Below are 26,299 nucleotides of genomic sequence, written 5' to 3'. Positions count from 1 at the left end.
GCTACTGGAACTAGGTTAAATAAAAGCGAAGACAAATTTTCTTGTCTTCGCTTCTTGTATTTGTGTTTCAACGTATTGATTAAAACTAGATAAAAGGGTTACAATAGTGAATATTACCCTACTTGAACTTATTGCCTTTCATTATTAATTATTTGCCTTCCGTATTTTTTCCCTTTACCCATGTGAAAAGAGAATAACGTTAAAGTGTGGTGTCTGAATGAATTTGTCAATTGCAGCATTAGAAAACATGAAATTAAAAGAGTTATACGAGCTTGCGAAAGAATTTAAGATTTCGTATTATAGCAAATTAACGAAAAAAGAGTTAATCTTCGCTATCCTAAAAGCTCGAGCAGAAAAAGAAGGTTTCTTCTTCATGGAAGGCGTATTAGAAATTATTCAATCAGAAGGATTTGGATTCCTACGTCCTATCAACTATTCTCCAAGCTCAGAAGATATTTATATCTCAGCTTCGCAAATTCGTCGTTTCGATTTACGTAATGGAGACAAGGTTTCTGGTAAAGTACGACCTCCGAAAGAAAATGAACGCTATTTTGGATTATTACAAGTTGAAGCTGTAAACGGAGATGATCCAGAGTCAGCAAAAGAGCGTGTGCATTTCCCTGCATTAACACCATTATACCCAGATCGCCAAATGAAATTGGAAACGGAACCGAAAAAGTTACCGACACGCATCATGGATTTAATCGCACCAGTTGGATTTGGACAACGTGGTTTAATTGTCGCGCCTCCAAAGGCTGGTAAAACAAGTCTATTAAAAGAAATCGCACACAGTGTTACAACAAATCACCCGGAAGCTGAATTAATTGTACTTTTAATTGATGAGCGTCCAGAGGAGGTAACAGACATCGAACGTTCTGTTAAAGGAGATGTTGTAAGCTCTACTTTTGATGAAGTGCCAGAAAATCATATTAAAGTAGCGGAACTTGTGTTAGAACGTGCAATGCGTCTTGTAGAGCACAAAAAAGATGTTATCATTTTAATGGATAGTATTACCCGTTTAGCGCGAGCTTACAACCTTGTTATTCCGCCAAGTGGTAGAACATTATCGGGTGGTATCGACCCAGCTGCCTTCCATAGACCGAAGCGTTTCTTTGGAGCCGCACGTAATATTGAAGAAGGCGGTAGCTTAACGATTTTAGCAACAGCGCTTGTTGATACAGGATCTCGTATGGACGATGTAATTTACGAAGAATTTAAAGGAACTGGAAATATGGAACTTCACTTAGATCGTTCATTAGCTGAGCGTCGTATCTTCCCGGCAATTGATATTCGCCGTTCTGGTACACGTAAAGAAGATCTATTAATTCCGAAAGAACATTTAGACAAGCTATGGGGTATTCGTAAAACAATGCGTGATACACCAGACTTTGTCGAAGGTTTCTTACGTAAACTTCGTCAAACAAAGACAAATGAAGAATTTTTACAAAACATTGTTGCAGACTCAAAAAGATATGTAACAACTAAGTAAAGGGAAAAGATTGGGACTCGCTTATTTTGTGGTAAGCGGGTTTCTTTATGTTTTTTAAGGGAATATTAGAGAGAGTAATATATGGGAAAATTTGTTTTTTGAGATAAAAATCATATTTGGGTCGAGAGTTTGAAGTGTCCCGGATTCTTAACGAGCCGCTTGCGCGTTTAATTATATCCAGCTTCAGCAGCTAGAATGGTCGGTGGCTTCACTTCTTCCTATGAGGCAAAAAGCGCCTCTACGTCAGAAGCTCCATCCCCCTCCCATTCTGAACGAGCTGCTTGCGCTTTTAATTATATCCAGCTCCAGCGGCTAGAATCTCCGGTCATTTCACTCTCTCACTCGAAGCAAAAAGCGCTTCAAGGTCGAGAGCTCCAATGTCCTGCGATTCTGAACGAGCCGCTTGTGCTTTTAATTTTTAAAAAGACAAAAACAGGTAGTTGCAAAATGGAGTTAGCCTTGTTATAATTTCATCATATGTGTTTCATCAATATAGTTGTGCAAGCAGCTGAAGATGAAAAACTCTGTTTCGAAAATGATTCAGGGCGGAAGGAGATGAAAAGAATGAAAGCAGGAATCCATCCAAATTACAATAAAGTTGTATTTATGGACACGAACACAGGCTTCAAATTCTTAAGCGGGTCTACTAAAGGCTCTAGCGAAACTGTTGAGTGGGAAGATGGTAACACTTATCCATTACTAAAAATTGAGATCAGTTCTGATTCTCACCCATTCTACACTGGACGTCAGAAGTTTGCTACTGCAGACGGACGTGTTGACCGCTTCAATAAGAAATACGGTATCAAGTAATAAAGAACATAAAACAGGCAAGTGTATGTATTCGCTTGTCTGTTTTTTTTGCAAAAATATTAAACCTTTACCCTACTTTGGATTAGGAAAGTAGATGAAAGGAGAGCTCAATGTACTTAATGAATCAAAATGGTTGGATTGAAGTGATTTGCGGGAGTATGTTTTCTGGAAAATCAGAAGAGCTCATCCGCCGTATACGCCGTACGCAATTTGCGAAACAACATGCGATTGTATTTAAACCATGTATTGATAATCGTTATAGCGAAGAAGATGTTGTATCACATAATGGATTAAAGGTTAAAGCAGTTCCTGTTTCAGCTTCAAAAGATATATTTAACCATGTAGCAGAAGAAATGGATGTTATTGCAATCGATGAGGTACAATTTTTTGATGGGGACATTGTGGAAGTGGTGCAAGTATTGGCAAATCGTGGCTATCGTGTCATTGTAGCTGGATTAGACCAAGATTTCCGTGGTCTACCATTTGGACAAGTTCCTCAGCTGATGGCGATTGCTGAACATGTAACTAAGTTGCAGGCAGTGTGTTCTGCATGCGGATCTCCTGCAAGTCGTACGCAACGTTTAATCGATGGAGAACCAGCGGCATTTGATGATCCAATTATTTTAGTTGGGGCTTCAGAATCGTATGAACCACGTTGTCGTCATTGTCATGCAGTACCTACAAAACAAAGATAAATGAAACTCGCTATGTAGAGCGGGTTTTTTTCGAAAATAGATGAAGATTGGTGGCCGGCTCTTCGTACAGCTAAGAACTTTAGGCAGTCAGAGCTGAGCAAGCCGCTTACGCTTTTAAATATTATCTAGCTTCAGCGGCTAGAATCTCCGGTCATTTCACTCTCTCGCTCGAAGCAAAGAGCGCTTCAAGGTTGAGAGTTCCAATGTCCTGCGATTCTGAGCAAGCCGCTTACGCTTTTAAATATAATTTGCGTTTTTTTGATTAAGTACCATATACTATTTGTATTAGATACTAGGATGTAGAGGTGAATGGTGTGTTAGATCGTTTGCAGGCTGTAGAAGATCGTTATGAGAAGTTAAATGAATTGTTAAGTGATCCAGAGGTTATTAGCGATACGAATAAGCTTCGTGAGTATTCAAAGGAACAATCTGATATGCAGGAAACGGTAGAGGTGTACCGTGAGTATAAAGATGTTCGTGAGCAATTAAGAGATGCAAAAGCAATGTTAGAAGATAAGTTAGACGCTGATATGCGTGACATGGTAAAAGAAGAGGTTTCTGAATTAGAAGGACAAGATAAAGAATTGTCAGAGCGTCTGAAAATTTTACTTGTTCCAAAAGACCCTAATGATGATAAAAACGTTATCGTTGAGGTTCGTGGTGCTGCTGGTGGTGACGAGGCCGCTTTATTTGCTGGTGATTTATATCGTATGTATAGCCGTTATGCTGAGGTACAAGGTTGGAAAACTGAAATTATCGAAGCGAGCTATACAGAGTTAGGTGGATATAAAGAGATTATCTTTATGATTAACGGTAAAGGTGCTTTCGCGAAGCTGAAATTCGAGAATGGTGCTCACCGTGTACAACGTGTTCCTGAAACGGAATCTGGTGGACGTATTCATACATCTACAGCAACTGTAGCTGTATTACCAGAGGCAGAAGAAGTAGAAATTAGTATTCATGAAAAAGATGTTCGTGTTGATACGTTTGCTTCTAGTGGTCCTGGTGGACAAAGTGTTAATACAACGATGTCAGCGGTACGTTTAACGCATTTACCGACTGGTGTAGTTGTATCGTGTCAGGATGAGAAATCACAAATCAAGAATAAAGAAAAAGCGATGAAAGTATTACGCGCACGTGTTTATGATAAGTTTAGACAAGAAGCGCAAGCTGAGTATGATCAAAACCGTAAACAAGCTGTTGGTACGGGTGATCGTTCAGAGCGTATTCGTACGTATAATTTCCCGCAAAACCGCGTTACAGACCATCGAATCGGTTTAACGATTCAAAAGCTAGATCAAATCTTACAAGGTAAGTTAGATGATTTCATCAATGCCTTAGTGATGGAAGATCAGGCTCAAAAGATGGAGGCAGCTGAGTAATGCGTGTCTATGAAGCCCTGAAATGGGCTTCTTCTTTTTTACAGGAAAATGGACGAGATGAAAATGCGGGAGAACTTGTCCTTTGTCATGTATTAAAGACGAACAGAACCGGAATGCTCATGAATATGCGTGAAGAAATAACTGTGGAACAAGAAACAAGTTTTACGGAGTTTATTCACAAGCATGTAGAAGGTATTCCTATTCAATATATGATTGGTTATGAAATGTTTTATGGACGGTCGTTCTTTGTGAATGAAGAAGTATTAATACCAAGACCGGAAACAGAAGAGCTTATAGTGGGAGTGTTAGAAAGAATCGAGCGTCATTTTGGCGATGAGAAACTACATGTGGCGGACATTGGTACAGGTAGTGGAGCGATTTCTATTACGCTTGCTTTAGAAAATAAAAATCTTCATGTGTATACGGTAGATATTGCACAAGAGTCGATTGAAGTTGCAAAAGAAAATGCAAAAACTTTAGCCGCAGAAGTAACGTTCTATCATGGTGATTTATTGTCACCATTTTATAAAACAGGTCAAAAGTTAGATGTTGTTGTTTCAAACCCTCCATATATACCGGAAGAGGATTGGCGTGGCCTTTCTCCTGTGGTGAAAGAGCATGAGCCAAAGAGAGCGCTTGTTGGCGGTGAAGACGGATTAGATTTCTATCGCCGTTTTATGGAAGAGTTGCCGAATGTGTTGCAGAAGAAAGCAATTGTGGCATTTGAAATTGGGATAGGGCAAGGTGAGGACGTAAAAGAGCTGTTACAACAAGCTTTTCCATATGCTCATGTTGAGGTTGTTTTTGATATTAATGGAAAAGATCGTATGGTATTTGCAGAGATGGAGTAAGGTTCACACCTTACTCTATTTTTTTTGTGAAAAAATTTATATAGATTTTGAATTTAATAGTTTAGAAAGATGAAAGTCTGTCCACACTGTTTGTAGAAGGGACGGTGGAGGAAATGAAAAAACAAGTTATTGCTTATCTTCTTCTATTATTAATTGGTGCACAGTTGCTTGTGCAGTTTGGATATATGAAAGCTGATGCGAAAGGGCCTTCAATTATTCCGAAAGAGGCCGTTCGATTACGGATTTTAGCAAATAGTGATTCAGATAAAGATCAGGCTTTAAAGCGCAAAGTGCGTGATGAAGTAAAAGCACAAATTGATGGATGGGTAGCAGATTTAACTTCATTTGAAGAGGCACGTAAAGTCATTCAAAGTCATATTCCAGAAATCGAAAAAACAGTGGCAAATACGTTGAAAAAAGAAGGAAGTAAAGATTCATTTCAAGTGAAATTTAGTAAGAATGTAAAGTTTCCTACAAAGGTATATGGTAATTTTATTTATCCAGCAGGGGAATATGAGGCGGTATTAATTACAATTGGGGAAGGGGAAGGGGCAAACTGGTGGTGTGTATTATTTCCACCGATGTGTTTCTTAGATTTTTCAAGTGGTACAGCTGTAAGGAAAGAAGAACATGTTGTGAAGGCTGAATCTCCTGAAGAGGAGCAAGTAAAACAAATAGATGATGAAGAAGTAGTAAATACAGAAGAGAAAAAAGAGGATGAGGTGAAAGAAAAGAAAGCTGTAAAGCAGGAAGTCGCAAAAAAAGTAACAGCTTCTGAAAAGAAAGTAGTAAAAAATGAAACGAAAGTAGAAGAACAACCTGTAAGTAAAGAGGAAACAAAAACTGTGGAAAAAGTGGAGAAACCTGTGGAACAAAAACAAGAAAAACAAAATGGGTATGTAAAAGTAGAGGAGGAAGAAGAAAAGCCAGAAGTTAAGTTATTTATTGTAGAAGCTTTTACATCTTTATTCTCTAAATAGTACTATTCGTAAATCCCTTCTCATATATAACAAAGAGGAGGGATTTACTATGAAGGAAGTATATTTTGCTACGAAAGCAGATGTGGAAAGATTGCATTCTTTTTTCGGACAAGCTAATAAAAAAGATGATAAAATAAATGAGTTGTACGCGCAATTTATGATTTTGGAAGAGGCGGAAGAAATACGGGCTGTCATCGGATATGAACAAAGTGAAGAACACGCACTGATTCGTTCTTGTTTATTCACACCTAATGTGGATAAACAGACTTTCTTATATTTTTTCGAAATGTTTTTGCAGTATATGAACGAAAAAAATATTCGACAATTGTACTTACTAACAAATCATCCACAATCTATAACAATCTTTCAGTTTTTTGACTTTGTTACTATAGAGAAAGAAAACGTACCAGAGGGAATTCGACAGTTAGAACACTTTTGTAAAAATATAAAAGAGCCAAATGCAATAATACTAAATTGTCAGCTATTCACAAAGTTATCCACGGATTAATTAGGTTTATCCACATTTTGTGGATAAACCTTGTTTGTCTTTTGGATAAATCTCATAGTAAACTAAAAATAGACAAGTATTTCAGGGTAGAAAAGGACGTGGGAAAAAATGCATACAAATATGTGGGTTGTGGATAATGTTGTGGAAAGAAAAAAATATTATCCACAGTTACAAGAAGCAGCAAAATTATTAAGGGAAAACGAGGCGATTGCCTTCCCTACAGAAACGGTATATGGACTAGGTGCAAACGCGATGAATGATGAAGCAATCGCGAAAATTTTTGAAGCGAAAGGAAGACCGAGCGATAATCCACTTATTGTCCACATCGGTACAAAATCACAGTTAGATGGGATTGTGAAAGAAATCCCGCCAGTTGCAGAGAAGTTAATGGAGCATTTTTGGCCAGGCCCGTTAACAATTATTTTACCTAGAAAAGAAGGGATTTCAGAGAAGGTGACGGCAGGACTTAATACGGTTGGAGTAAGAATGCCTGATCATCCAGTAGCGCTTGCTCTTATTGAAGAGGCAAATGTACCTGTTGCAGCACCGAGTGCGAATCGCTCTGGGCGCCCAAGTCCGACACTAGCTTCTCACGTATATGAAGATTTAAATGAGAAAATTGCAGGTATTGTAGATGGTGGTGCGACGGGAGTAGGTGTTGAATCGACTGTAATTGATTGTACGAGCGAGGTTCCAACGATATTACGCCCAGGTGGAATTACGAAAGAACAATTAGAAGCGGTAATTGGTACTGTTTCTTTAGATCCGGCTTTAAAGGACGAGAAGGAAAAACCGAAATCACCTGGAATGAAATATACACATTATGCACCGAAAGCGCCGCTTAGCATTGTTGAAGGTTCACGTGAATTTATTCAGCTTATTGTGGATAAGAAAAAGGAAGAAGGGTTTAAAGTAGGTGTATTAACGACGGAAGAATATCAGCATGTATATAGCGCGGATGTTGTATTATCTTGTGGTGTTCGAAGCGATTTAGCTAGCGTTGCGACTAAATTATATGATGTACTTAGAACGTTTGATGCAAGTGAAGTGGATGTTATTTTTAGTGAATCATTCCCAAATGAAGGAATAGGGAATGCCATTATGAATCGCTTAACGAAAGCAGCAGGACATCAGATTATTACTGAATCGTAAGGTGCGATTAGCAAACAGAATATTTCTCCTCGGATAAGCATATTTTGAAGTAGCACGTCCGAGGAGGGACATGAATGACGTTTGAACAGCTAATACCTTTAACAATTATGGCATTCGCCTTAGGGATGGATGCGTTCTCGGTGAGTCTTGGTATGGGAATGATGACCTTAAAGGTAAGACAAATTCTGTATATCGGTATGACGATAGGGATATTTCATATTATCATGCCATTTATAGGAATGGTATTAGGTCGCTTTTTATCAGAACAGTATGGAGAAATTGCGCATTTTGCAGGTGCTATTTTATTAATTGGACTAGGATTCTATATTATATATTCATCTATTTTGGAGAATGAAGAGACTAGAACGGCCCCTATTGGAATTAGTTTATTCGTATTTGCATTTGGCGTTAGTATAGATAGTTTTTCAGTAGGTCTTAGTCTTGGTATTTACGGGGCGCAGACAATTATTACGATATTACTTTTTGGATTTGTTAGTATGTTATTAGCGTGGATTGGTTTATTAATTGGTAGACATGCGAAAGATATGCTCGGTACATATGGTGAGATAGTAGGTGGTATCATTTTGGTTGGATTTGGATTATATCTCCTTTTTCCTATATAATTTTAAGGAGGAGGGAGTTATGAATAAATTATTGGAATGGTATATTCGATTTTTAACTTTTTTCCCTAGGTGGTTAAGACGGCTTGTTATTTGGGGTATTATTTTACAAATTTCAATTTTAGGTTGGATGAAGTTAATTCGCGAATGGTAAGATAGTTCCTTTCTGTGCATAGTTTTATTTATACTATACTGATTACACTAAAAAATTATAGATATAGAAAGGATGAGATAAATGACGAGATTGAAGCAAGTTTTTGGTATTATTATTAGTTTTTTTGTTTTTTGGTTTAGTATGCTCGGTGTACAAATGTTTGCTGAGTTTTTAGATATTGAGTCATTGAAGTTTGTGGCGGGAAAAACGGAGGCAGCGCGTGCCTTTTATTCTCCATATCCGTTTATAATCGTTTTTCTTATTACATTGCTTTCCCTATATTTCTTAGTAATTAAGCTTGGGAAACCGAAAAAAGAGAAAGTGCCTACTTTAGAAGAAAAGAAGGAAGAATTACAATGATAAAATCCCCTGCTATTTAGCAGGGGATTTTATGTTTAAGTGATGGAAGGAATCGAGCCGCTTCCGCTTTTTGATATATCCAGTTCCAGCGACTAGAATCTCCGGTGGCTTCGCGTCTTCCAACGAGGCAAAAATCGCCTCTACGTCAGAAGTTCTATCCCCCTCCCATTCTGGGCGAGCCGCTTCTGCTTTTAGATATTATCCAGCTCCAGCGGCTAGAATCTCCGGTCATTTCGCTCTCTCGCATGAAGCAAAAAGCGCTTCAAGGTCGAGAGCTCCAATGCCCTGCGATTCTGAACGAGCCGCTTCCGCCTTTAGATTGGCCTCACCAATTCAAATTGTTCGCCTAGTTTAGCGTAGTTGTGTCCTGCTAGGCGGCTTACTGGTTTTAGTCCTTCTGCATGAATACGGCCGTTTTCGTATAGGTGTTCTGCGACGTGGAAACGAACGACGCGTCCGATTAGTAGATCGCAAGCTGGTGAGTCTTCTGTTCCGCCAAGAGGGATTGCGCGTTCTAGTACGCACTCCATTCGAATATTTGCTTCTTTTACACCTGGAACGGAGATAACATCACTTTCAATTGGTGTTAGTTTTGCTAGTTCAATTTCGCTCTCATTTGGCGGGAGGTTAGCCGCTGTTTCGTTAATTGCTTCTACGTAAGATTCATCAGAGATATGTACGACAAATTCACCTTTTTCAATTGCGTTTCGGGAAGTGTCCTTTCTTTCTCCGGCTTTTCGTTGTACAGAAACTGAGATAAGTGGTGGATTAGCAGCGACAATATTGAAATAGCTATACGGTGCTCCGTTTAATACGCCGTCTTTTGTTACAGAAGTAACGAATGCGACAGGGCGTGGAATGATACTTCCCGTTAATAATTTGTAATTCTCTTTTTCCGTTTGTTCATTTGGATTAATGGATAACATGCGTAAAATCCCCTTTCTAAATATGACGACTTATTGTTTGTTTACAAGATGTTAGTGGAAAACTCCTGCTGAAAATAATATTTTTATTACATAAAAAGAACTTACTTCATTGTGATTGAAGTAAGTTCCGTCTAAAAAATCTCGAATTCAAGATAAAAATTATAATAAAACGTATGCACCAGGTCCGATTAAAGCTACCCCGATAGCAACGGCGATTAACATTAAGTTGTATTCATATCCGTTTTGGGTTACCCAGTAACCATTTTTCCCGTGAACAGTGAAGATTGCCATTAACATTGTTCCGACGATAAATAATGAACCGATTGCAGTGAAAATGCCTGATGCGAATAAGAAACCACCTAATAATTCAGTTGCGCCAGCCATAAATGCCATTAATACACCAGGGCGTAAACCGATTGATTCCATCCAGCCACCTGTTCCTTTTAAACCGTAACCACCGAACCAACCAAATAATTTTTGAGCACCATGACCCATGAATGTAATACCTATAATAAGACGAATAATAAGAAGACCGAAATCCATCATTTTTGAAAACCTCCTAAAAGTTATTAACTTATCTTATGTAAGTAATAATAAAATAGTTACTTACTTTAGTCAAGCGGATTTTGAAAAAAGTTTGAAAAAATTTTACAAATTAAAAACAAAAAACAAAATGTAGTAAAGACCTCTAGACAAGTTGGGTAAAAAAAGAGAAAATATAAGTAGAAGTTAACTTCTTATTGTTATTCAGACAATCAGAATTGACTGGAATTTTGCAAAGAGCTACAATAAGAGTCTATTAGTAATGACGTAATTTATTTCGAAAGCGTTTTTACAGTATAATATTCGAAGTATGAAGTCTTACATGTATCCCGAGTTTTACTAGGGATTGCCCTATAAACTTTTAGGTAAATTATGAGGAGGACTATCCTATGTTTAAAAAATTATTCGGTTTTGGTTCAAAAACAAATGAAGAAACAATCGTAGCTCCATTAACTGGAACAGTGAAAAATATTGAAGAAGTACCAGATCCAGTATTCGCTGGTCGTATGATGGGTGAAGGTGTTGCAATCGATCCTACTGAAGGTGTAGTTGTATCTCCAGTTGATGGTGAAATCGTACAGTTATTCCATACAAAACATGCTGTAGGAATTAAAGCGAAAAACGGTACAGAAATTTTAATCCACGTTGGATTAGAAACTGTAAAAATGGAAGGCGAAGGTTTCGAAGCTCACGTTTCTGAAGGCCAAGCTGTAAAAGCTGGAGATAAATTAATCTCATTCGACTTAGAATTAATCCGTGAAAAAGCGAAAAGTACAATTACCCCAATCGTTATTACAAACACAGATGCAGCTGAGTCTATTAAAACAACTGTAGGCGTAACAGCTACAAAAGGTTCAACAGAAGTAATGAAAGTTACAATGAAATAATTATTGTATAAGAGGAGTCCGTTTCATATGAAATGGATTCCTTATTTTGTTTTGTAGTACGCTTGCTATGTATGTTAAAATACTCTAGGCACTTGGAAATAGGGTTTCACATATATGTGGATAAGGCGCATTTTTCTTAGAAAAAATATAAGAGAAATGCGCCTTTCGTATATTTACATTTCTTTTTTTCTATTCTTATGTACGTTATGATGAAAGGTAGGAAAAAGAAGAAAAGGGGTGGGTTTGGATGAAACGAGTGTTATTTATTTGTACTGGAAATACATGCCGTAGCCCGATGGCTGAGGCGTTACTTCGTCATCATGGAGAAGATAAGTTTGAAGTGCAATCTGCTGGTGTTTTCGCCTATCCTGGTAGTGATGCGTCGATATATGCAAAGGAAGCTTTAGCTGAAAAGGGAATTACAATCGATCATGCTTCGCAACAGATAAATGAAGCTTTGATTGATTGGGCAGATATTGTAGTAACAATGACGGAAAACCATAAGCAAATTGTACTTGGGCATTATCCGAGTGTTGAAAAGAAAGTGGATACATTATATGGAGTAACTGAGGGGATAAGTAAGGATATTTCAGATCCATTTGGCGGGTCACTTTCTATTTATAAAGAAACGTTAGAAGAGATGGAAAAACTTGTACAAACTTTACTGAAAAAACATTCAGAAGGTTGATGTTTCGTGTATAATACGATATTGGAGATTACTTCGTTCCGTTAAGGTAACGAGTGAGAAATGAAGATAATTGATTGAAACTTTGGAGGGGTAAAAATGAAAGTAGTAGTAGCATCTGATCACGGCGGTATGAATATCCGTAAAGAACTTGTAAGTTTATTAGAAGAGTTAAATATTGAATATATTGATTTAGGTTGTGAATGTGAAGCTGGTTCTGTTGATTACCCTGATTTTGCGTTTCCAGCAGCGGAAATGGTAGCGAATGGCGAAGTAGATCGTGGTATTTTAGTTTGTGGGACAGGCATCGGTATGTCAATTGCAGCAAACAAAGTAAATGGTATTCGTTGTGCATTAGTTCATGATACTTTCAGTGCGAAAGCAACGAGAGAGCATAATGATACGAACATGTTAGCAATGGGCGAGCGTGTAATTGGTGCGGGTCTAGCACGTGACATCGCAAAAATTTGGTTAACAACTGACTATGAAGGTGGTCGTCATGAAAACCGCGTAGGAAAAATTAAAACATACGAAACAAAGTAATAGATTCTAACTAGAAGCAGTAGGAAATATAATTTGGTGAACCAACCTGTGAAAGGAAGAGGCGTAATGACAGAAATCGTAAAGGTAAGAGAACAGTTACAAATTTCGCTTGCTGATTTCCAAGAACAAGCTTCATTACAAAGTGGTCAAATTTTTGTAGTGGGGTGTAGCACGAGCGAAGTGCTAGGAGAAAGAATTGGGACATCAGGAACGATGGAAGTAGCAGAGGCGATTTTTTCTGAGTTAAAACAATTTCAAGAGCAAACAGGTATTGAGTTGGCGTTTCAATGTTGTGAGCATTTAAACCGTGCTTTAGTAGTTGAGAGAGAGTTGGCGATGAAATATCAATTTGAAATTGTAACAGTTACGCCTGTTAGATCAGCAGGTGGTGCATTAGCAACATATGCGTATCACAATTTGAAAGATCCGGTAGTAATTGAGTTTGTTAAAGCAGATGCAGGAATGGATATTGGTGATACATTTATCGGTATGCATTTAAAGCATGTAGCTGTTCCGGTTCGTACAGGTGTGAAGGAAATTGGAAGTGCACATGTAACGATGGCAACGACACGTGGAAAACTAATTGGTGGAGCACGTGCTGTTTATGCGGCGAAGGAAGAGACTATAACTTGCCGTTAGACATGAAAAATTATAAAGTCGCATAATAGCTTTATATCGAAAGATAAAAGGTATGTAGTCTGACTTTATAATAGAAGAAAGAAAAGACCGATTTTCGGTCTTTTTTTTCTTTTATGATATAGAAAGTCATGTTAGAATGTAGTTGAAAACATGAAGGTTCGAAAGAATTACAACCTGAATTTTCGTTTTTTCTGAATAAATGAGAAAAAACTATTGGGAATCGATGTAATTCGTTCAGAAAAGGGGGATTTTGGTGGATCATTTAAAACGTCAAGATGAAAAGGTATTTGCTGCAATTGAGGCAGAACTAGGAAGACAGCGTTCAAAGATTGAGTTAATTGCTTCGGAAAACTTCGTAAGTGAAGCAGTAATGGAGGCGCAAGGTTCTGTTTTAACGAATAAGTATGCTGAAGGATATCCTGGAAAACGTTACTATGGTGGCTGTGAGCACGTAGACGTAGTGGAAGATATCGCACGTGATCGCGCGAAAGAAATTTTTGGTGCAGAGCATGTAAATGTTCAACCACATTCTGGTGCACAAGCGAACATGGCAGTATACTTTACGATTTTAGAGCAAGGCGATACAGTACTTGGTATGAATTTATCTCATGGTGGTCACTTAACACACGGAAGCCCTGTTAACTTCAGTGGAGTACAATATAATTTCGTAGAATATGGCGTGGATGCTGAATCTCACCGTATTAATTACGATGATGTATTAGCAAAAGCGAAAGAACATAAACCAAAATTAATCGTTGCAGGTGCAAGTGCATATCCTCGTGTTATCGATTTCAAACGATTCCGTGAGATTGCAGATGAAGTGGGTGCATACTTTATGGTTGATATGGCACATATCGCTGGTTTAGTAGCTGCTGGTTTACATCCAAACCCAGTACCACACGCACATTTCGTTACAACGACAACACATAAAACATTACGTGGTCCACGTGGTGGTATGATTTTATGTGAAGAGCAATTTGCAAAACAAATTGATAAATCAATCTTCCCTGGTATTCAAGGTGGTCCACTTATGCACGTAATTGCTGCAAAAGCTGTTGCATTTGGTGAGACGCTACAAGATGATTTTAAAACATATGCACAAAATATCATTAATAATGCGAACCGCTTAGCTGAAGGTCTTCAAAAAGAAGGACTTACACTTGTTTCTGGTGGAACAGACAATCATTTAATCCTGATTGATGTTCGTAACTTAGAAATCACAGGTAAAGTAGCAGAGCACGTATTAGATGAAGTTGGTATTACAGTGAACAAAAATACAATTCCATTTGAAACAGCAAGCCCATTTGTAACAAGCGGTGTACGTATCGGTACGGCAGCTGTAACATCTCGTGGTTTCGGTTTAGAAGAAATGGATGAAATTGCGTCACTTATTGCTTACACATTAAAAAATCATGAAAATGAAGCTGCATTAGAAGAAGCAAGTAAGCGTGTAGAAGCGTTAACGAGCAAATTCCCAATGTACACAGACCTATAATTGATTAAAGAAGACTGCTGAGACGTAATTGTTTTGGCAGTTTTTTTTTGGACATATATTGTTCTTTAAGTATGTATACAAATGATGAATAAATTTTGGCGATATAATGAAGGATACAGCTCCCATAATTGGTAAAGATACTAGATAGATTCATCGTAAAATCATGATTTTGCCAAATTTGCCCTTGAATATTAGTAGCGTTTTCTTTACAATCGTAAATAGTGTAAAAAAGCGTGCAAACGCATGAATATCATCTAAAGGAGAGATTCACATGGGAAAACTGTATGTATTTGATCACCCGTTAATTCAACATAAGATTACATATATTCGCGATAAGAATACAGGTACGAAAGATTTTCGTGAATTAGTGGACGAAGTAGCAAGTTTAATGGCTTTCGAAATTACTCGCGATCTTCCACTTAAAGACATTGAAATTGAAACACCTGTAAGCAAAGCGACAACAAAAGTGATCGCTGGTAAAAAGCTTGGTTTAATTCCGATTTTACGTGCAGGTTTAGGAATGGTTGATGGAATTCTGAAATTAATTCCAGCAGCAAAAGTAGGACACGTTGGTTTATACCGTGACCCTAAAACATTACAACCGGTAGAATACTATGTGAAACTTCCAACGGATGTAGAAGAACGTGACTTTATCGTACTAGATCCGATGCTAGCAACAGGTGGTTCTGCAGCTGAAGCAATTAACTCTCTGAAAAAGCGCGGTGCAAAACAAATTAAATTAATGTGTATCGTTGCAGCTCCAGAAGGAGTAAAAGTAGTACAAGAAGAACATCCTGATGTTGATATTTATGTAGCAGCATTAGATGAGAAATTAAATGATCACGGATATGTAGTACCAGGTCTTGGTGATGCTGGTGACCGTTTATTCGGAACGAAGTAAGACAACTGACGAGAGGGGATTCCCCTCTCGTTTTTTTGTACTCTGATGAGGTAGGGGAGGGGGGATAAATATACATAGTATATACAACATAAGTTGAATACACACCACATATAATATAGAAGTCTTACGTCTAAAGAGCACTATATTATGGAAGGAAAGCGTTATATCGTAAAAATATAATAGTGACAAACTTGTGAACATTTCCTTCTATTATAATGAGAAAACTGCTAGAAATTGCATATCTCTAACCAGTATTTAGAAGGGGAACGTTTTCATTTTTGGGAGGAAATGACTAATACTCAAATTTTTTGATTTTTTACGATTTCTCGTTGACACTGTTAATACCCTATTGTATGCTAACAACGGGGATAGATGGTAGGGCTTTCAGTGACAAAAATACATCTATTCCGTGACGAAAATGTAAACTTTTTATTTTGTATAGGATTTATGCAGAAAAATGAGTTATTATTAACACATCGTGAATGAGGGTTACATATTGGAGGGATGAATCCTTGCAAAAAAACGATCGCAGCCATATAAAAGCTTATGCTTTAATGTCAGGTATTCTTGCTCAGTTAGTCGGTTCTATTCTTATTGGAATCTTTGGTGGGCAGTGGATTGATAGTAAGGTTGGAACGTTTCCATTGTTTCTTATTATAGGGTTATTACTCGGATTAGGAACAGGGATATACGCAATGATTCGACTCATTCGACATTACTATTCGGGAGAGCAATGATGATAGACGTACATGGACTTGTCCAAAGACAAAAGAAATATATGTACTACTTGCTTGCGCTTCTAGTGCTAGGATGGGGATTCACCTCTTACAAGGATGTATTTCTTGGACTGATTATCGGAACGATTTTCAGTTTTCTTAGTTTGCGCATCATTGCACGTAGAACAGACAAGCTGTTGGATCGCGTAACAAATGGAGAAAACGTGAAGTTTAAGGCGACAGCGGTAAGTACATATTCGAGATTCGCCACGATTGGGTTATTAATTTTATTTGCAGCCAAATATCAAGAGTTAATTGCGATGTGGGGCCTAGGTGTAGGATTGCTGACAGGATACCTTGTCATGATCATAGATTTTCTTTATTTAGAGTATAAGAGCAGGGAAGAGAGGTGAATTACTAGTGGAACACGGTAAATTAGTTGAATTTCTAGGTTTAACGTTCGATTTGTCATCAGTTATGATGGTTACTGTAGCAGCAGTTATTGTTTTCTTAATCGCTGTTATCGGAACTCGCAGTTTAGCCCTTCGCCCAACCGGGATGCAAAACTTCATGGAATGGGTGTTTGACTTCGTGAAAGGGATTATCAATAGTACGATGGATTGGAAAACAGGTGGACGTTTCTTAACGCTTGGCGTTACGCTTATCATGTTTATCATCGTATCGAACTTCCTTGGTTTACCATTCATGTATTCAACAGTTGAGGCTGGCGAACATATTGCATGGTGGAGATCACCAACGTCTGATCCAGCAGTTGCATTAACATTAGCCGTGATGGTAGTTACCCTCACCCATTATTATGGAATTAAGATGAAGGGTACAAAAGAATACGTAAAAGGTTATTTCCAACCTATGAAATTCTTATTCCCATTAAAGGTTATTGAGGAGTTTGCTAACACATTAACGTTAGGTCTTCGTTTATTCGGTAACATTTATGCAGGTGAGATCTTATTAGGATTACTTGCTAAGTTAGGCGGGGCATCATTCCTTGGAGCATTAGGTGCGCTTGTACCAATGTTAGCATGGATGGGATTCAGTGTATTCGTTGGATCAATCCAGTCATTTATTTTCGTTATGTTAACGATGGTTTATATGGCTCATAAAGTAAGCCATGACCATTAATATAATTTAAGTAAGAAAAAATTTATTTTTTTATAATACAAAGGAGGACAAATTAAATGAGTTTAGGTGTAATCGCAGCTGCAATTGCAATTGGTTTATCAGCATTAGGTGCAGGTATTGGTAACGGTCTTATCGTATCACGTACAATCGAAGGTGTTGCTCGTCAACCAGAATTAAAAGGCGCACTTCAAACAATTATGTTCATCGGGGTTGCTTTAGTTGAGGCACTTCCAATCATCGGTGTAGTTATTGCATTCATCGTAATGAACAAATAAGGGAGACTCCCCTTACATAGATGGCGAAGAGTGTTTTTCCGAACTTTCTTCGCCATTGCTTTATGAACGAAACGTATGTCTTTTTTTTTCATATGATCAATTTAGATATTTTGAAGGGAGTGAATCCTTGTGCCAACTTTATTATTAGGGGCTTCCATTCCATTTGGAACGATTGCTTATACATTGTTCATTTTCTTACTTCTATTAGTAATGCTACGCAAATTCGCGTGGGGTCCTTTAATGGGAATTATGAAAGAACGTGAAGAGCATGTTACTAATGAAATCGACGCTGCAGAAAGAAGTAACGCTGAAGCGAAGAAATTAGTAGAAGAACAACGTGAAATGTTAAAACAATCGCGTGTTGAAGCACAAGAGTTAATCGAAAGAGCGAAAAAACAAGCTGTAGATCAAAAAGATGTTATTGTTGCTGCTGCGAAAGAAGAAGCAGAATCAATTAAAGCATCTGCTGTACAAGAAATTCAACGCGAAAAAGAGCAAGCGATTGCTGCTTTACAAGAACAAGTCGCTTCTTTATCTGTTCAAATTGCTTCTAAAGTAATTGAAAAAGAGTTAAAAGAAGAAGATCAAGTTAAGTTAATTCGCGATTATATTAAAGAAGTAGGAGAAGCGCGATGAGCAATGGGATTGTAGCAAAACGTTATGCTGTCGCTCTTTTTAAAATTGCAAAAGAAAAACACGTATTAGAAATGTTTGAAGAGGAATTACGCCTTGTACAAAACGTTTATGTAAAGAACGAAGAACTACATAGCTTTTTAACGCAACCGAACATTTCAAAGGAACAAAAGAAAACGTTTCTTGCAAACGTATTCGGATCTGTTTCTGAATCTATTTTAAATACGTTATATATTTTAATTGATAACAAACGCATTGATATCTTACCTGAAATTGCAGATGAATATGTTGTTCTTGCTAATGAAGAACGTAACGTAGCTGACGCAACTGTATATTCTACTCGTCTTCTATCAGAAGAAGAGAAGCTTAACATTGCAGAAGCATTTGCAAAGAGAACGGGAAAAGATGCAATTCGCGTAAAAAATGTTGTAGATGAAGATTTACTAGGCGGCATTAAAGTACGTATTGGAAATCGCATTTACGACGGAAGCTTACAAGGAAAATTAGCACGTATTCAGCGTGAATTAATGAAGAATAGATAGGGGTGAAGCACATGAGCATCAGAGCTGAAGAAATTAGCGCACTGATAAAGCAACAAATCGAGAACTATCAGTCTGAAATCGAAGTTAGTGATGTTGGTACAGTTATCCAAGTTGGTGACGGTATTGCGCGTGCTCATGGTCTTGATAACGTTATGGCTGGTGAACTTGTAGAGTTCTCTAACGGCGTTATGGGGCTAGCACAAAACTTAGAGGAAAACAACGTAGGTATCATTATTTTAGGACCTTACACAGAAATTCGTGAAGGTGACGAAGTTCGTCGTACTGGTCGCATCATGCAAGTACCAGTAGGAAAAGAACTAATCGGTCGTGTTGTAAACCCATTAGGTCAACCAGTTGATGGTTTAGGCCCAATCAATACAACAAACACTCGTCCAATCGAAAGTCCAGCACCAGGTGTAATGGATCGTAAATCTGTTCATGAGCCACTTCAAACAGGTATTAAAGCGATCGATGCTCTTGTACCAATTGGCCGTGGTCAACGTGAGTTAATCATTGGTGACCGTCAAACAGGTAAAACAGCAGTTGCACTTGATACAATCATTAACCAAAAAGATGAAGATATGATTTGTATCTATGTAGCTATCGGACAAAAAGAATCAACTGTACGTAACGTAGTAGAAACACTACGTAAGCACGGTGCATTAGATTACACAATCGTTGTAACTGCATCAGCTTCTCAACCAGCTCCATTATTATACTTAGCTGCTTATGCTGGTGTAACAATGGGTGAAGAGTTCATGTACAATGGTAAACACGTATTAGTAGTATATGATGACTTATCAAAACAAGCAGCGGCTTACCGTGAGCTTTCATTACTATTACGTCGTCCTCCAGGTCGTGAAGCATATCCAGGGGATGTGTTCTACTTACATTCTCGCTTATTAGAGCGTGCAGCAAAATTAAGTGATGCAAAAGGCGGCGGTTCTTTAACTGCACTACCTTTCATCGAAACACAAGCAGGGGACGTATCAGCTTACATCCCAACAAACGTAATTTCTATTACGGATGGACAAATCTTCTTACAATCTGACCTATTCTTCTCTGGCGTACGTCCAGCGATCGATGCGGGTACTTCTGTATCTCGTGTAGGTGGATCTGCTCAGATTAAAGCAATGAGTAAAGTATCAGGTACACTTCGTCTTGACCTTGCATCTTACCGTGAGTTAGAAGCGTTCGCTCAGTTCGGTTCTGATCTTGATAAAGCAACTCAAGCGAAACTAAACCGTGGTGCTCGCACTGTTGAGGTATTAAAACAAGGATTACACAAACCATTACGTGTAGAGAAACAAGTTATCATTCTTTACGCTTTAACACGTGGATTCCTAGATGATATCCCAGTAGTAGATATCACTCGTTTCGAAGAAGAATTCCATGCTTGGTTAGATTCTAATGCGACTGACTTATTAGAAGAAATCCGCACAACTAAGAAACTTGCGGATGACGACAAATTTGCAGCAGCAATTAACGGATTTAAAAAAGTATTCGTAGCTTCTGAATAATAAATAAAAGTGAAGCCGATTGTGGCTTAGCTAGATCATATAAAAGGCATCTCAAGATTTGAGATTGCTGACGGTTATGTAAAGGAAAAGAGTAGGTGCACCTATTCTTTTCCTTCAATCATGAGCAAGAATATCTTGCAACGTAGATTAGGAAGAGGATTCTTACTAATCGTGCCAACTTCTGGAAAAAAGGTGGTGAAAACCTGTGGCATCTTTACGCGATATAAAAGCGAAGATTACCTCGACAAAGAAAACGAGCCAAATTACGAAAGCGATGGAGATGGTATCTGCATCTAAGTTAAACCGTGCAGAGCAAAATGCTAAATCTTTCGTTCCGTATATGGAAAAGATTCAAGAAGTAGTAGCGAGCATTGCGCAAGGAAGTAAAGGGATTAATCACCCAATGCTAAATTCGCGCCCTGTAAAGCGTACAGGATACATCGTTATTACATCTGATCGCGGACTAGCAGGTGGTTATAACAGTAACGTATTACGTACAGTAAGTAACGTAATTCGTGAACGTCATAATATGGATTCAAACCAATATTCAATTATTGTGCTTGGCCGACTAGGACGTGATTATTTAAAACGTCGCGGCTTTAACATCATTGATGAAGTAGTTGGATTATCTGACCACCCATCATTTACTGATATTAAAGACCTTGCTTCTCGAGCAATTGCGATGTTCGCAGATGGTGCTTATGATGAGCTGTATATTTACTACAACCATTACGTAAGTAAAATTTCACAAGAAGTAACGGAAAATAAAATTTTACCGCTTACTGATGTGGCGTCTGACAAACCGACGACAGCTTATGAATTCGAACCTTCTGAAGAAGAAATTTTAAAAGTATTATTGCCACAATACGCAGAAAGCTTAGTGTACGGTGCATTACTAGACGGTAAAGCAAGTGAACACGCAGCGCGTATGACAGCAATGAAGAGTGCTACAGACAACGCAATGGAAGTTATCGATTCACTTACACTTTCATTCAACCGTGCGCGTCAAGCAGCGATTACGCAAGAGATTACGGAAATCGTTGGTGGAGCAGCAGCGTTAGAATAGTATTAAAAAGCGGAAGCGGTTCTTTCAGGAGAACTGCGAAAGCTACACTAATAAAAAATTAAAAGCCGACTTCTCTTAGAAAGCTGGCTAATTAAAAGAAAGCTAGGAGGGAACCCGATGAATAAAGGGCGCGTTACGCAAATCATGGGTCCGGTTGTAGACGTTAAGTTTGATGGCGGAAAGCTACCAGAAATCTACAACGCCCTTACGGTAAAACAAAGCAACGAAAACGGAACAAACATTAACTTAACATTTGAAGTTGCACTTCATTTAGGTGATGACACAGTTCGTACAGTTGCAATGTCTTCCACAGATGGACTTGTTCGTGGCACAGAAGTAGAAGATACTGGTAAAGCAATCTCTGTACCAGTTGGTGATGCAACACTTGGTCGCGTATTTAACGTATTAGGTGATGCAATTGACTTAGATGGTGAACTTCCTGCGGATGTACACCGTGATCCAATTCACCGTCAAGCACCTGCATTCGAAGAATTATCTACTAAAGTAGAAATTCTTGAAACTGGTATTAAAGTAGTAGACTTACTTGCTCCTTACATTAAGGGTGGTAAGATCGGTCTATTCGGTGGTGCCGGTGTAGGTAAAACTGTATTAATTCAGGAATTAATTAACAACATCGCACAAGAACACGGTGGTATCTCTGTATTCGCTGGTGTAGGTGAGCGTACTCGTGAGGGTAACGATTTATACCACGAAATGAGCGATTCCGGCGTAATTAAGAAAACTGCGATGGTATTCGGACAAATGAACGAGCCGCCTGGAGCACGTCAACGTGTTGCATTAACAGGTTTAACAATGGCTGAGCATTTCCGTGATGAGCAAGGACAAGACGTACTATTGTTCATCGATAACATCTTCCGTTTCACGCAAGCAGGTTCTGAAGTATCTGCCCTTCTTGGTCGTATGCCATCTGCGGTAGGTTACCAACCAACACTTGCAACAGAAATGGGTCAATTACAAGAGCGTATTACATCTACAAATAAAGGGTCTATCACGTCTATCCAAGCGGTATATGTACCAGCCGATGACTATACTGACCCAGCACCAGCTACAACGTTCGCTCACTTAGATGCAACAACAAACTTAGAGCGTCGTTTAACACAAATGGGTATTTACCCAGCCGTAGATCCATTGGCATCTACATCTCGTGCACTTTCGCCGGAAATCGTAGGAGAAGAGCATTATGAAGTGGCTCGTCAAGTACAGCAAACTTTACAACGTTACAAAGAGCTTCAAGATATCATCGCTATCTTAGGTATGGATGAGTTATCTGAAGAAGATAAGTTAGTTGTACATCGTGCTCGTCGAATTCAATTCTTCTTATCTCAAAACTTCCACGTAGCTGAGCAGTTTACAGGTCAAAAAGGTTCTTACGTACCTGTAAAAAATACAGTTAGTGGTTTCAAAGAAATTCTAGAAGGAAAATATGATGACCTTCCAGAAGATGCATTCCGTTTAGTTGGTGGCATTGAAGAAGTTATTGAAAACGCGAAGAAAATGATGGCGTAAGGCCTTAGGAGGGACGAAGTATGAAGACATTTCCAGTCAGTATTGTAACTCCTGATGGACCGGTTTACGAAAAAGAAGTAGAAATGGTAAGCGTAAAAGCAGAGAGTGGGGAAATGGGGATCTTACCAGGTCACATTCCAACTGTTGCACCATTAAAAATTAGTGCAGTTCGTCTGAAACATGGTGGACACACTGATTATGTAGCAGTAAGCGGTGGTTTTATCGAAGTTCGTCCAGATAAAGTAACTGTATTATCATCATCTGCTGAAGAAGCAAACCATATCGATATCCATCGTGCAAATGAAGCGAAGCGTCGCGCTGAGCAACGTATGCAAGATAAACAAGCACATGTTGACTTTAAACGTGCAGAAATGGCATTACAACGTGCTGTGAACCGTTTAAACGTTTCCGATATGAAATAAAAAATCCGTAAAGGCTTTGCCTTTACGGATTTTTTTTGTGCAGTTCATGGATAATTTTACAAAAATGGTATAATTATATTGATGCTTGTATAAGTAGAGAATGTACAACAATTTATAAAGGGGATGAATAAATGATCGGTGAAATGAAACGAGAAGCGTTGCACTCTTTAAAGGGAAAATGGGGACTAGGTGTTGGATCAACGATTTTATATTTTATTTTAAGTTATGTTGTTTCAATGGCTGCAATGCTTATACTTTTAATTCCAGGAGTTATTATATTTTTACTATTTGCTGGTTTAACAGGTTCACTTGAAGAGGAAACAATATCAATCGGAGCAGGTATTACATTTGGTATTTTTTATTGCATCATAATAATTTTGAGTAACGCATCGTATGGAATTACATCATACGGTTATACAAATGTATTTTTACAGATTAGTAAACGAGAAGGTGCTAAAGTAGATCACTTATTCGAAGGGTTTCGTGGCTTTAAAAGAATGATGAAAACGATGTGGGCAATGCTTGCAATTTTGTTATATACAGGTACATGGATTCCAATGTTGCTAGTAGCCTTATTCGCATTTTTCGGTGAAGAAGGAAATACGTCGTTTACTATCGCTTTCTTTGTACTATTAGCTATTTCAATCGTTGTTATGATTGTGATGTATTTTTCTTATGCGATGACGTACTATGTAATGATTGGAAATCCAGAGTATAGTGTGTCACGAGCAATGAAAGAAAGTAAGCATCTTATGAAGGGGCATAAGTTAGATTTGTTTCTTTTATGGCTTAGTTTTATAGGATGGGGTATTTTAGGGATTTTAACACTTGGAATTGGTTTTCTTTGGCTTAGCCCGTATATGAGTACAACGACAGCGCATTTTTATCGTTATCTTTCAAAAGATGAATTGTAGTAGGAACATGCTATACTAATAGAGTTATTACGTATAGGAGGAACAATATGATTAGTGATTTAAAAGGAGAAGCGCTAGATTCATTAGAAGGGAAATGGGGATTAGCTGTCGGGGCAACATTACTGATTTCGATTCTTATTTCAGCTTTTAGCTTTAGTATTGATTTCATTTTCTCTCAATTTTGGGATTGGAAAGAAGTAAATAACTCACTTTCAGTAGACGTTATTACAATATTGATGGTAGGTCCATTAACGCTAGGTGGTTATCATTTAGCATTACATATCATTCGTGAAAAAGAAGCGAGTATTGGGCATATATTCAGATGGTTTACAGAAGGAAGTAAGTTTATAAAGTCATTTTTATTATATATAGTAGTGAACATTTATATTTTCTTATGGTTTTTACTATTTATTATTCCAGGCATTATTAAATCATTTTCTTATGCGATGACGTACTTTATAATAAATGATCATCCTGAGTATTCCATAAATCAAGCTATTACAGAAAGTCGTCGTATGATGAATGGACATAAGATGGAGTATTTCATTTTATGTTTAAGCTTTATTGGTTGGTTTATATTAAGTTGTATTACGCTCGGGATTGGATTCCTATGGCTAATTCCATATTTTTATACGACGTCAGCAGCTTTTTATGAAGAAATTGCAGAGGAGTATTACGAGAAAACAATTCCGACACTATAAAAACACCCAGTATGAGCTATTGGTTTGAAGTGAACCCCGAAAACGGGACACCAATCAAAACACCTAAACCACTTGTTCCCTAAATTCTTTAGGGGATAGGTGGTTTAATTTTTCTTGAATTCGCACACAATTGTAGTAATGAATGTATTCTAGCACAATCTTTCGCACAGTTGTGTTGGATACTTTTGTTATCTCTTGTGAATAGAAAGCTTCACTTTTCAAATGACCAAAGAAGCTTTCCATGACGGCATTATCATGGCAATTTCCTCTCCGGGACATGCTGGTGATAATGCCGTTTTCTTTGGCATACGCTTGAAATTCTTTTGCTGTATAAATACTTCCTTGATCCGAGTGAAGAAGGACATCTTTTACTCTTCGCCCTCTCATTGCTTGTTTCAATGTCTTCATCGCTAATGCCAGTGTTTGTGATTCGCTGATGACACAACTAATAATTTCACGATTAAAGGCATCCATGATCGTTGATAAATACAAGGTACGCTCTCCAAATAAGAGATACGTCACATCTGTAAACCACTTGTCATTTGGTCTGGATGCATCGAATTCACGCTCCAATCGATGAGGGGCTACCATTGGTTCCGCACCATTGATATATTTCTTTTTCTTTCGACGTACTTTTGAAAGAATGTGATTTTGTCTCATGATTCGTAATACTTTTTTATGATTAACACACAGTCCCATTTTTTGAAGAGTAGCCGTCACTCTTCGATATCCATACCGAAATTTATGCCTAAGACAGACGTCCTTTACTTTCTCTTCTATATCATCTTTCCGATCTTCCGTTCGTTGTAACCAGCGATAAAATGTGGAACGGGGTAATTCTAATACGTTACACAATTCTTTTATCGTTATTTTTGTTTTTACATTTTTCCATAAAGTAACTACAGTTTCTGGTTTCAGCCCCTTTCGATTTCCAGATACTTTCCCCATACAAGTAATTTTGTTTTTAGATGCTTATTTTCTAAACGTAGTTGTTCTAATTCACTGAGCTCTTTTGGTCCTTTTCCATAAGAATATTGTTTTCCTATAGGTTGTTGAAAACGATACGTTTGATCTGTACGATACCATTTCATCCATGTCTTAATTTGGGAAACATTTTTAATTCCGAGTTTCTCCATAATTGTACGATTTGAATAACCATCTTTCTTCATTTCAATTACTTTCCACTTTGTTTCTTCTGGGTAATGAACTCTTGTCGTCATACG

At 37.9% G+C, this 26,299-nt stretch carries 33 protein-coding genes; 30 read left to right on the top strand and 3 right to left on the bottom strand.

What is annotated here, in order from left to right:
- The first annotated feature begins 217 nt into the window (after positions 1-217).
- From rho to QCI41_RS17130, 11 genes are all read left to right on the top strand, one after another.
- Positions 218-1,489: a transcription termination factor Rho gene (rho, locus tag QCI41_RS17180; protein ID WP_001053898.1), complete on the top strand. Its 1,272-nt coding sequence runs from the start codon at positions 218-220 to the stop codon at positions 1,487-1,489.
- A 564-nt stretch (positions 1,490-2,053) separates the two neighbouring features.
- Positions 2,054-2,299, top strand: a complete 246-nt coding sequence (locus QCI41_RS17175) for a type B 50S ribosomal protein L31 (protein WP_000643447.1) — start codon at positions 2,054-2,056, stop codon at positions 2,297-2,299.
- Positions 2,300-2,409: 110 nt separating this feature from the next.
- Positions 2,410-2,994, top strand: coding sequence for a thymidine kinase (locus QCI41_RS17170; protein WP_000281084.1), 585 nt, complete (start codon positions 2,410-2,412; stop codon positions 2,992-2,994).
- Positions 2,995-3,308: 314 nt separating this feature from the next.
- On the top strand, positions 3,309-4,376 hold the full coding sequence (prfA, locus tag QCI41_RS17165; protein ID WP_002096180.1) for a peptide chain release factor 1: 1,068 nt from the start codon (positions 3,309-3,311) through the stop codon (positions 4,374-4,376).
- Complete coding sequence (prmC, locus tag QCI41_RS17160) at positions 4,376-5,227, top strand: peptide chain release factor N(5)-glutamine methyltransferase (RefSeq protein ID WP_353837018.1); 852 nt, start codon at positions 4,376-4,378, stop codon at positions 5,225-5,227. Before prfA ends, prmC begins: the two co-directional genes overlap by 1 nt.
- 113 nt (positions 5,228-5,340) lie before the next feature.
- Entirely contained in the window at positions 5,341-6,207 is an 867-nt protein-coding gene (gene spoIIR, locus QCI41_RS17155; protein ID WP_353837019.1) for a stage II sporulation protein R, read from the top strand.
- Between the two features lie 49 nt (positions 6,208-6,256).
- On the top strand, positions 6,257-6,715 hold the full coding sequence (locus tag QCI41_RS17150; RefSeq protein WP_098058435.1) for a GNAT family N-acetyltransferase: 459 nt from the start codon (positions 6,257-6,259) through the stop codon (positions 6,713-6,715).
- A gap of 108 nt (positions 6,716-6,823) precedes the next feature.
- On the top strand, positions 6,824-7,867 hold the full coding sequence (locus QCI41_RS17145; RefSeq protein ID WP_000557344.1) for an L-threonylcarbamoyladenylate synthase: 1,044 nt from the start codon (positions 6,824-6,826) through the stop codon (positions 7,865-7,867).
- Between the two features lie 74 nt (positions 7,868-7,941).
- Positions 7,942-8,490, top strand: a complete 549-nt coding sequence (locus QCI41_RS17140) for a manganese efflux pump MntP (protein ID WP_000142488.1) — start codon at positions 7,942-7,944, stop codon at positions 8,488-8,490.
- A 19-nt stretch (positions 8,491-8,509) separates the two neighbouring features.
- Positions 8,510-8,641, top strand: coding sequence for a hypothetical protein (locus tag QCI41_RS17135; RefSeq protein ID WP_001037624.1), 132 nt, complete (start codon positions 8,510-8,512; stop codon positions 8,639-8,641).
- Between the two features lie 81 nt (positions 8,642-8,722).
- Positions 8,723-9,001: a DUF3935 domain-containing protein gene (locus QCI41_RS17130; protein ID WP_000197467.1), complete on the top strand. Its 279-nt coding sequence runs from the start codon at positions 8,723-8,725 to the stop codon at positions 8,999-9,001.
- Between the two features lie 314 nt (positions 9,002-9,315).
- Here QCI41_RS17130 and QCI41_RS17125 read toward each other — a convergent pair whose 3' ends face one another.
- Together QCI41_RS17125 and QCI41_RS17120 are read right to left on the bottom strand one after the other, a co-directional pair.
- Entirely contained in the window at positions 9,316-9,927 is a 612-nt protein-coding gene (locus QCI41_RS17125; RefSeq protein WP_046960139.1) for a flavin reductase family protein, read from the bottom strand.
- 159 nt (positions 9,928-10,086) lie between these two features.
- Entirely contained in the window at positions 10,087-10,473 is a 387-nt protein-coding gene (locus QCI41_RS17120; protein ID WP_353837020.1) for a DoxX family protein, read from the bottom strand.
- 386 nt (positions 10,474-10,859) lie between these two features.
- Here QCI41_RS17120 and QCI41_RS17115 point away from each other — a divergent pair, with 386 nt between their 5' ends.
- The 19 genes from QCI41_RS17115 (at position 10,860) to QCI41_RS17025 (ending at position 25,076) form a co-directional block, all read left to right on the top strand.
- Complete coding sequence (locus QCI41_RS17115) at positions 10,860-11,357, top strand: PTS sugar transporter subunit IIA (protein ID WP_353837021.1); 498 nt, start codon at positions 10,860-10,862, stop codon at positions 11,355-11,357.
- 247 nt (positions 11,358-11,604) lie between these two features.
- Positions 11,605-12,045 carry a low molecular weight protein arginine phosphatase gene (locus QCI41_RS17110; RefSeq protein ID WP_088123785.1) on the top strand — a complete coding sequence of 147 codons (441 nt, stop codon included), beginning with the start codon at positions 11,605-11,607 and terminating at the stop codon, positions 12,043-12,045.
- A gap of 96 nt (positions 12,046-12,141) precedes the next feature.
- Positions 12,142-12,585: a ribose 5-phosphate isomerase B gene (rpiB, locus tag QCI41_RS17105; RefSeq protein WP_000869917.1), complete on the top strand. Its 444-nt coding sequence runs from the start codon at positions 12,142-12,144 to the stop codon at positions 12,583-12,585.
- 66 nt (positions 12,586-12,651) lie between these two features.
- Positions 12,652-13,224: a TIGR01440 family protein gene (locus tag QCI41_RS17100; RefSeq protein ID WP_353837022.1), complete on the top strand. Its 573-nt coding sequence runs from the start codon at positions 12,652-12,654 to the stop codon at positions 13,222-13,224.
- A gap of 253 nt (positions 13,225-13,477) precedes the next feature.
- Entirely contained in the window at positions 13,478-14,719 is a 1,242-nt protein-coding gene (gene glyA / locus QCI41_RS17095; protein WP_000349796.1) for a serine hydroxymethyltransferase, read from the top strand.
- Between the two features lie 271 nt (positions 14,720-14,990).
- Entirely contained in the window at positions 14,991-15,620 is a 630-nt protein-coding gene (gene upp / locus QCI41_RS17090; RefSeq protein WP_000517539.1) for a uracil phosphoribosyltransferase, read from the top strand.
- A 372-nt stretch (positions 15,621-15,992) separates the two neighbouring features.
- Positions 15,993-16,106 carry a DUF4024 domain-containing protein gene (locus QCI41_RS17085; protein ID WP_000232961.1) on the top strand — a complete coding sequence of 38 codons (114 nt, stop codon included), beginning with the start codon at positions 15,993-15,995 and terminating at the stop codon, positions 16,104-16,106.
- Between the two features lie 26 nt (positions 16,107-16,132).
- Positions 16,133-16,357: an AtpZ/AtpI family protein gene (locus tag QCI41_RS17080; RefSeq protein WP_001171220.1), complete on the top strand. Its 225-nt coding sequence runs from the start codon at positions 16,133-16,135 to the stop codon at positions 16,355-16,357.
- Entirely contained in the window at positions 16,357-16,749 is a 393-nt protein-coding gene (locus QCI41_RS17075) for an ATP synthase subunit I (RefSeq protein WP_000567600.1), read from the top strand. The genes QCI41_RS17080 and QCI41_RS17075 overlap by 1 nt, the downstream gene beginning before the upstream one ends.
- A 7-nt stretch (positions 16,750-16,756) precedes the next feature.
- Entirely contained in the window at positions 16,757-17,476 is a 720-nt protein-coding gene (gene atpB / locus QCI41_RS17070) for a F0F1 ATP synthase subunit A (RefSeq protein WP_000399874.1), read from the top strand.
- 56 nt (positions 17,477-17,532) lie between these two features.
- On the top strand, positions 17,533-17,751 hold the full coding sequence (gene atpE / locus QCI41_RS17065) for a F0F1 ATP synthase subunit C (protein WP_000052064.1): 219 nt from the start codon (positions 17,533-17,535) through the stop codon (positions 17,749-17,751).
- Between the two features lie 129 nt (positions 17,752-17,880).
- Positions 17,881-18,387, top strand: coding sequence for a F0F1 ATP synthase subunit B (gene atpF, locus QCI41_RS17060; RefSeq protein WP_001142625.1), 507 nt, complete (start codon positions 17,881-17,883; stop codon positions 18,385-18,387).
- Complete coding sequence (gene atpH, locus QCI41_RS17055; RefSeq protein WP_046960138.1) at positions 18,384-18,926, top strand: F0F1 ATP synthase subunit delta; 543 nt, start codon at positions 18,384-18,386, stop codon at positions 18,924-18,926. Before atpF ends, atpH begins: the two co-directional genes overlap by 4 nt.
- An 11-nt stretch (positions 18,927-18,937) precedes the next feature.
- Complete coding sequence (gene atpA, locus QCI41_RS17050) at positions 18,938-20,446, top strand: F0F1 ATP synthase subunit alpha (RefSeq protein ID WP_000027510.1); 1,509 nt, start codon at positions 18,938-18,940, stop codon at positions 20,444-20,446.
- Between the two features lie 205 nt (positions 20,447-20,651).
- Positions 20,652-21,512, top strand: coding sequence for a F0F1 ATP synthase subunit gamma (gene atpG / locus QCI41_RS17045; RefSeq protein WP_000157704.1), 861 nt, complete (start codon positions 20,652-20,654; stop codon positions 21,510-21,512).
- Between the two features lie 117 nt (positions 21,513-21,629).
- Positions 21,630-23,039, top strand: coding sequence for a F0F1 ATP synthase subunit beta (atpD, locus tag QCI41_RS17040; protein WP_353837023.1), 1,410 nt, complete (start codon positions 21,630-21,632; stop codon positions 23,037-23,039).
- A 20-nt stretch (positions 23,040-23,059) separates the two neighbouring features.
- Complete coding sequence (atpC, locus tag QCI41_RS17035; protein WP_060487972.1) at positions 23,060-23,461, top strand: F0F1 ATP synthase subunit epsilon; 402 nt, start codon at positions 23,060-23,062, stop codon at positions 23,459-23,461.
- A gap of 131 nt (positions 23,462-23,592) precedes the next feature.
- Positions 23,593-24,375 (top strand): DUF975 family protein, encoded by a 783-nt coding sequence (locus QCI41_RS17030; RefSeq protein ID WP_353837024.1) that lies wholly within the window; start codon positions 23,593-23,595, stop codon positions 24,373-24,375.
- A 47-nt stretch (positions 24,376-24,422) separates the two neighbouring features.
- Positions 24,423-25,076, top strand: coding sequence for a DUF975 family protein (locus QCI41_RS17025; protein WP_353837025.1), 654 nt, complete (start codon positions 24,423-24,425; stop codon positions 25,074-25,076).
- A gap of 63 nt (positions 25,077-25,139) precedes the next feature.
- Here the strand turns inward: QCI41_RS17025 and QCI41_RS17020 are convergent.
- Positions 25,140-26,296, bottom strand: a protein-coding gene (locus QCI41_RS17020) for an IS3 family transposase (protein WP_353836606.1) whose coding sequence is annotated in 2 segments (ribosomal slippage) — positions 25,140-26,044 and positions 26,044-26,296 — 1,158 coding nt in all. Because the reading frame shifts where the segments join, the coding sequence is not laid out codon by codon here.
- Between the last annotated feature and the right edge of the window lie 3 nt (positions 26,297-26,299).

It is taken from the genome of Bacillus cereus group sp. MG4, from assembly GCF_040460055.1.
In the GTDB taxonomy this organism is placed as follows: Bacteria; Bacillota; Bacilli; order Bacillales; family Bacillaceae_G; genus Bacillus_A; species Bacillus_A wiedmannii.
Note: the sequence above shows the minus strand (reverse complement) of the source record. Positions and strands in the feature narration are given on the sequence as shown.

Excerpts from the sequence above, each read along its gene's own strand:
- rho (WP_001053898.1), top strand. The coding sequence starts at position 218 with ATGAATTTGTCAATTGCAGCATTAGAAAACATGAAATTAAAAGAGTTA.
- QCI41_RS17175 (WP_000643447.1), top strand. The coding sequence starts at position 2,054 with ATGAAAGCAGGAATCCATCCAAATTACAATAAAGTTGTATTTATGGAC.
- QCI41_RS17170 (WP_000281084.1), top strand. The coding sequence starts at position 2,410 with ATGTACTTAATGAATCAAAATGGTTGGATTGAAGTGATTTGCGGGAGT.
- prmC (WP_353837018.1), top strand. The coding sequence starts at position 4,376 with ATGCGTGTCTATGAAGCCCTGAAATGGGCTTCTTCTTTTTTACAGGAA.
- spoIIR (WP_353837019.1), top strand. The coding sequence starts at position 5,341 with ATGAAAAAACAAGTTATTGCTTATCTTCTTCTATTATTAATTGGTGCA.
- QCI41_RS17150 (WP_098058435.1), top strand. The coding sequence starts at position 6,257 with ATGAAGGAAGTATATTTTGCTACGAAAGCAGATGTGGAAAGATTGCAT.
- QCI41_RS17145 (WP_000557344.1), top strand. The coding sequence starts at position 6,824 with ATGCATACAAATATGTGGGTTGTGGATAATGTTGTGGAAAGAAAAAAA.
- QCI41_RS17140 (WP_000142488.1), top strand. The coding sequence starts at position 7,942 with ATGACGTTTGAACAGCTAATACCTTTAACAATTATGGCATTCGCCTTA.
- QCI41_RS17135 (WP_001037624.1), top strand. The coding sequence starts at position 8,510 with ATGAATAAATTATTGGAATGGTATATTCGATTTTTAACTTTTTTCCCT.
- QCI41_RS17130 (WP_000197467.1), top strand. The coding sequence starts at position 8,723 with ATGACGAGATTGAAGCAAGTTTTTGGTATTATTATTAGTTTTTTTGTT.
- QCI41_RS17125 (WP_046960139.1), bottom strand. The coding sequence starts at position 9,927 with ATGTTATCCATTAATCCAAATGAACAAACGGAAAAAGAGAATTACAAA.
- QCI41_RS17120 (WP_353837020.1), bottom strand. The coding sequence starts at position 10,473 with ATGATGGATTTCGGTCTTCTTATTATTCGTCTTATTATAGGTATTACA.
- QCI41_RS17115 (WP_353837021.1), top strand. The coding sequence starts at position 10,860 with ATGTTTAAAAAATTATTCGGTTTTGGTTCAAAAACAAATGAAGAAACA.
- QCI41_RS17110 (WP_088123785.1), top strand. The coding sequence starts at position 11,605 with ATGAAACGAGTGTTATTTATTTGTACTGGAAATACATGCCGTAGCCCG.
- rpiB (WP_000869917.1), top strand. The coding sequence starts at position 12,142 with ATGAAAGTAGTAGTAGCATCTGATCACGGCGGTATGAATATCCGTAAA.
- QCI41_RS17100 (WP_353837022.1), top strand. The coding sequence starts at position 12,652 with ATGACAGAAATCGTAAAGGTAAGAGAACAGTTACAAATTTCGCTTGCT.
- upp (WP_000517539.1), top strand. The coding sequence starts at position 14,991 with ATGGGAAAACTGTATGTATTTGATCACCCGTTAATTCAACATAAGATT.
- QCI41_RS17085 (WP_000232961.1), top strand. The coding sequence starts at position 15,993 with ATGGTAGGGCTTTCAGTGACAAAAATACATCTATTCCGTGACGAAAAT.
- QCI41_RS17075 (WP_000567600.1), top strand. The coding sequence starts at position 16,357 with ATGATAGACGTACATGGACTTGTCCAAAGACAAAAGAAATATATGTAC.
- atpE (WP_000052064.1), top strand. The coding sequence starts at position 17,533 with ATGAGTTTAGGTGTAATCGCAGCTGCAATTGCAATTGGTTTATCAGCA.
- atpH (WP_046960138.1), top strand. The coding sequence starts at position 18,384 with ATGAGCAATGGGATTGTAGCAAAACGTTATGCTGTCGCTCTTTTTAAA.
- atpA (WP_000027510.1), top strand. The coding sequence starts at position 18,938 with ATGAGCATCAGAGCTGAAGAAATTAGCGCACTGATAAAGCAACAAATC.
- atpD (WP_353837023.1), top strand. The coding sequence starts at position 21,630 with ATGAATAAAGGGCGCGTTACGCAAATCATGGGTCCGGTTGTAGACGTT.
- atpC (WP_060487972.1), top strand. The coding sequence starts at position 23,060 with ATGAAGACATTTCCAGTCAGTATTGTAACTCCTGATGGACCGGTTTAC.
- QCI41_RS17030 (WP_353837024.1), top strand. The coding sequence starts at position 23,593 with ATGATCGGTGAAATGAAACGAGAAGCGTTGCACTCTTTAAAGGGAAAA.
- QCI41_RS17025 (WP_353837025.1), top strand. The coding sequence starts at position 24,423 with ATGATTAGTGATTTAAAAGGAGAAGCGCTAGATTCATTAGAAGGGAAA.